We start from the raw sequence: 4,617 nt of genomic DNA on the forward strand, positions 1-4,617 counted from the left end.
TTTTGCGTTAGGGTAGAAACAAATTAATTTCCACAACGTAGAAAATGACCAAGGTAGAATGGGCGATATCGCCTCACACAGAGTCACGATTTAGCTGTGTCTTCGACCCTGAAACCTGCCTACCCGTAGAGCCAATCCAAAGATTTTTGAACTACTGTAGAAAGCGACAATTAGCACCGAATACAGTAAGTACATACGCTTATCGACTGGTAGACTTTTGGCGCTGGTTAGAATCTAAATCTCTCAACTGGTATGACATTGGGCTAAATCAATTAGCAGACTTTGTAAATTGGTACTTGCTAGGTGGTGAAGTTGAAGAATCTGGTGAAAATGTTAGAGAAATTGTTGCCAAAAGGAGTCCTCGCACTGTCAATCAAGCAGTCACCGCCATCCAAGAATTTTATACCTATCACACAATTGAAGGCAGGATTGAAGAAAAACATTTCACTCTACTAGCGCATGGTTGGGGAAAACGAGGAGCCTTTCTTAGAGGAATCGCTAAAAGCAATCCTGATAGACGCAAACGCATCAAAATAAAAGAACCGAAACTCTTCAGTGGTTGTCTACTAGATGAAGAAGTCGCAACCTTAGCCAACGCCTGTACAACTTATCGAGACAGGTTAATTATCATGCTGCTGCGCTCAACAGGAGTGCGGCGGGGAGAACTGTTAGGATTACATTTGGAAGATGTCAAGGACTTAGATTTCAGCGGACGCATTCGGATTGTACGCAGAGAAGACAATCCTAATCGCGCAATGGCTAAAGGAAGAGAACGAGAAATCCCCATTATTTACCATCGTTCAGCTATTCAAGAGACCTTTCATGCCTACTTACTAGAAGAATATCCGCCTCAAGCCGAAACTTTGGGAGGCGGGATGTTATTCGTCAATTTATCAAGTAAATGGGTAGGACAAGCGATGTCCTTAGTTCGCTTAAATAAATTATTTGACCAACTCCACAAACGAACAGGAATTAAAGCACATCCGCACTTATTTCGCCATACCTTCGCTACTAGAATGCTGCAAGACAATTATCTTGACCAATATGTACAACAGCTTTTAGGACATCGTTCAATTGCCACAACGAAAGACATTTACAGTCATGTTCTCAATGAAATGACCCTAGACCAATACTTAAGAGAAGAAGAAAATTAATGGCAGAAGCATTTGCACCGCAAGCATTACAGGAGCGAATCACACTCTCTGAGTTAGGGAAACAGTGGATTAATGATCCTTTGATGAATCAAGATGTTTGGTCACTGTTAGAATTGGGTTATAGCCAAGAAGAATGCCGAATTAATGGACATTATCATCTTTACTTTCACAAGTTTTCACTACCTTGGTTAAAACGGCTGACTCAACTAACCATTAAAGCCAGCGTTCGAGAGCGATATTCGCTCGGTCGGATTATTCATCGAGTTGGCTGTTTAAACCATTTAGATCGTTTTTTGTGTAATTATGGATATACACAACCCCAATCTTTGACAGAAACACTCCTCCATCAATTTATTAGCGAAATTAATAGCGGTAATCGTCAGAATGCGATTGCTTACGCCCTCAATCTTTGGAAATAGGATGTAATTCTTGCTCCCTTAAAACCCTGCTTTGTTGTCAAGTTCCACCTCAGTTTCACGGTTATCGAAAGCATTTAGTTTGCCCTAATCCCCTGTGCCATCAAATTGGCCCTGATGGACAGAAAGGGTGGATTTACGAGACCTTTCAAACAACTAGTAGCCAGAGTAATTGTCGCTGTTACTTCTGCCACATAAATTTTCACCCTAACGCCACAAGTTATGGCAGTTGGGTTGGGTATCAACAAGAAGAAACTTTATTGAATTTCTGTTTTGATGATGATGTTTGGGATTTTCGCCATTTTATCAAAAACTCACCCGTGAGAATCCTTAACTTTAAGTCAATTAAACCTGAGTGGTTTCGTGTCCTAGTCAAGCAATATCTATATTCTTTACTCAAATCTGGGAGGTTTTCTGCTAGTGCAAAACCGATGAATTCTCTGGTGGCTTTGCGTCAGTTTAGTCAAATTTTGAAGCAAAATAACATCCAGTATCTCTCTGAGATTAGCCGGGAACTAATTTTAAGCTTTCTCGACATCAACCAAACTAACTGTAATCGAACGATTCGAGAAAAGCTATATAACCTCAAAGATTTTTTTGATTTTTTCGGATTAGAATCTCTAAGCTTAGTTCGTCATCGAGATATTCCCAAACAGACAATTCAGGACGTGGATTGGTTGGATGAAATCACCCGTCAAGGGATTAAACAGCATCTTGATAAAATCCCTGCTCCTGTTGCTCGTCACTACTTAGTGCAAGAATATACGGCTGCTCGTCCAGGAGATATTTGTCAGATAGCTTTTGATTGTTTAGTTGAAGAAAATGGTCAATGGTATATCAAGTTTTATCAGCATAAGGTAGAACGATGGCACAGACTACCTGCCCCTCGTGAGATTAGACGAGTCATTGAACAACAACAGCAATGGATTAGGAAAACCTTTGGCTCAGATTACCCCTATCTGTTTTGTCATTTTAGAAGTATTAAACAGAGTTCTTACCCGTCGTTTTCTAGTCTCAAACCATTGCCCAATCCCCCTCAAGTAACAGCAAGTGGAAATCCAATGGTTCGTCTTATTCGTCTGTTGATAGAGCAAGAAGACATTCGTGATAGCAATGGTCAAAAACCCTATTTTACTGGTAAGATTACCCGTTCTAGTCGCCTCCAAGAAGTAAGGGCTAAACACGGAATGGAAGCAGCTCAACTCTATGCTGACCACCTCAGTAGTGAAACGACATTTCAGCACTATGCGCCTCCCACTAAGGAGCAAGTAGCGGTAGTAGATTTACCTTTCCAGGAGCTGCTGCTGAATTCGCAAAACCGCTTCCTCCCCTGGCAAACCTTACCTGAAAGCCTCCTCAAAAACCCTTCATCTCACGAACTCGACCTGGAAATTTCACCTCATCTGGTGGTCTATGGTCACTGCACCCTTGACCCCAAAACAAACTGTATCTACAACCTCTATCCCAAATGTTACAGCTGTGGTAGTTTCCGCCCCAGTACCAGTAAATTACCTCTTTATGAACGGCAATATGCTGGAGAACACAAACGCATGGAGTCAGCTAAACAAGCTGGGGCAGCCCTGGCCTATGAAGAATCCAAGGCTACCCTAGAAGCAATGGATAAATGGCTATCAGATTTGAGGAAAGTTGCTAATGGCGAAGCAACCTAATCGAGAAAAACAGACTGCTGTCCTTCGGTCAGCCCAACAAAAGCGAAAAGAGCAGAAACGTGAACAAGTGTTTCGCGCTATTGAAGAGATTAAAAAAAGCGGTAAACCCTTGACCTTCCCTAACATTGCATTGCTCAAGTCGCTGGCTGTTCCATTTCCTACCTCTATAAATGGACTGAGTTAACTGAATACATTCATGATTTACAGTCGCAAAAAACACAGCAACTAAATTCATTAGAGTCGAAACAACCTGGACCTCATAGCCTCAAAACTCTAAGCGAAGTATTCAAGCAACGGATTCGAGAACTGTCAGATGAAAATAGAGAATTAAAGCGACAGAATCAGAACTTGAGGGGTCATGTCGCTGAAATCTTCGAGTTGAAGTCCGAATGTTCACGTCTGCGAACACAAATTAAGCAGTTGACCACACCTGAGTCATCTCCAAAAGTTGTTTCTCTGAACTCGGTTCCTAAGAAGTCTGATAATGGCGAACTCAAGAATATATCTCAAGAAATTACTCATTTAATTACCGAAATGGGCATCAAAATCGGTGTTAGATTAAAACAGGAAATAGCCAAACACGAGCCAGAGAGAGTGAAGTTGGCAATATCCGCCTTTGAGCAATACCGAAGCCATAATAGCATTGAGAGTCCCGGTGCTTGCTTGCTGGCAATGATTCGTGATGAAGCTGAACCTAATGTTCCTCTCAAAGCGATGACTCCTCTTGAGGATGAGTTTGAACGTTGGTATTGTCAGGCTATTGAAAGTGGTTTCTGTCAAGATGTTCCAAAAAAATATTTACCCATACAGCAAGGAGAAATTCAAGTTAGAGTAAACAATGATAAATTTTCATCAGGTTATGAACTACTATCCTGGCAAATAGCTAAAGCGAAAATGGAATTAGATGAAGATTCATCAATATCTTGACTCAGGGTCAACTCTTTTATACCCTCGCTTTTCCCTTCGCTCTTGCAGTTTGTAGTAAGTTATTAAAGCAGCTTGGTAATCAGGGCAATCTAAATCTTTTGACTTGCCAAATCCTCGATAGATGGCACTGCCCCAAGTTTTAGTGATCGTCCACTCTCCAAATAGGTTTTGACAAAGGGTTAAGGTGTAGAATCGCGTATCTCTTTGCCACTTCGATTGAAGCCATTTGTCAAGTTCGTAGGCAATTTTTACAGTCATCTCAACCATATTTTTGCTTCGCCGGGAGCAAGACTCTATTAACCAACACAGTGATTTTAATAATTAGGCACTGAAAAGTGCGGTAATGAGTCAAAAAAACTAGTTACATTTTGTAAATTTTTCTGCTTTGTTAAAAGGGAGTTATCAGAGGTTACGTTGTAGAAGAATTTAACAAAAGTCAGTCACATCAAG

General features: G+C 41.0%; 6 protein-coding genes. 5 read left to right on the plus strand and 1 reads right to left on the minus strand.

The window, feature by feature from the left end:
- Positions 1-44 precede the first annotated feature (44 nt).
- The 5 genes from LC586_RS39630 (at position 45) to LC586_RS39650 (ending at position 4,167) form a co-directional block, all read left to right on the plus strand.
- A complete protein-coding gene (locus LC586_RS39630; RefSeq protein WP_229491250.1) occupies positions 45-1,154 on the plus strand; it encodes a tyrosine-type recombinase/integrase in 1,110 nt (369 codons plus the stop codon).
- On the plus strand, positions 1,154-1,573 hold the full coding sequence (locus LC586_RS39635; protein WP_229491251.1) for a hypothetical protein: 420 nt from the start codon (positions 1,154-1,156) through the stop codon (positions 1,571-1,573). Before LC586_RS39630 ends, LC586_RS39635 begins: the two co-directional genes overlap by 1 nt.
- 257 nt (positions 1,574-1,830) lie before the next feature.
- Positions 1,831-3,240, plus strand: coding sequence for a site-specific integrase (locus LC586_RS39640; RefSeq protein ID WP_229491252.1), 1,410 nt, complete (start codon positions 1,831-1,833; stop codon positions 3,238-3,240).
- A complete protein-coding gene (locus LC586_RS39645; protein WP_229491253.1) occupies positions 3,224-3,424 on the plus strand; it encodes a hypothetical protein in 201 nt (66 codons plus the stop codon). The genes LC586_RS39640 and LC586_RS39645 overlap by 17 nt, the downstream gene beginning before the upstream one ends.
- Before the next feature lie 194 nt (positions 3,425-3,618).
- Positions 3,619-4,167, plus strand: coding sequence for a hypothetical protein (locus LC586_RS39650; protein WP_229491254.1), 549 nt, complete (start codon positions 3,619-3,621; stop codon positions 4,165-4,167).
- Here LC586_RS39650 and LC586_RS39655 read toward each other — a convergent pair.
- On the minus strand, positions 4,156-4,425 hold the full coding sequence (locus LC586_RS39655) for a WGR domain-containing protein (protein ID WP_104899426.1): 270 nt from the start codon (positions 4,423-4,425) through the stop codon (positions 4,156-4,158). The genes LC586_RS39650 and LC586_RS39655 overlap by 12 nt on opposite strands.
- Between the last annotated feature and the right edge of the window lie 192 nt (positions 4,426-4,617).

Origin of the sequence: Nostoc favosum CHAB5714 (genome assembly GCF_020829495.1) — a bacterium.
Taxonomy (GTDB): domain Bacteria; phylum Cyanobacteriota; class Cyanobacteriia; order Cyanobacteriales; family Nostocaceae; genus Nostoc; species Nostoc favosum.

What these genes read in the sequence shown, in the direction of transcription:
- LC586_RS39630 (WP_229491250.1), top strand. Translation starts at nt 45, where the DNA reads ATGACCAAGGTAGAATGGGCGATATCGCCTCACACAGAGTCACGATTT.
- LC586_RS39635 (WP_229491251.1), top strand. Translation starts at nt 1,154, where the DNA reads ATGGCAGAAGCATTTGCACCGCAAGCATTACAGGAGCGAATCACACTC.
- LC586_RS39645 (WP_229491253.1), top strand. Translation starts at nt 3,224, where the DNA reads ATGGCGAAGCAACCTAATCGAGAAAAACAGACTGCTGTCCTTCGGTCA.
- LC586_RS39655 (WP_104899426.1), bottom strand. Translation starts at nt 4,425, where the DNA reads ATGACTGTAAAAATTGCCTACGAACTTGACAAATGGCTTCAATCGAAG.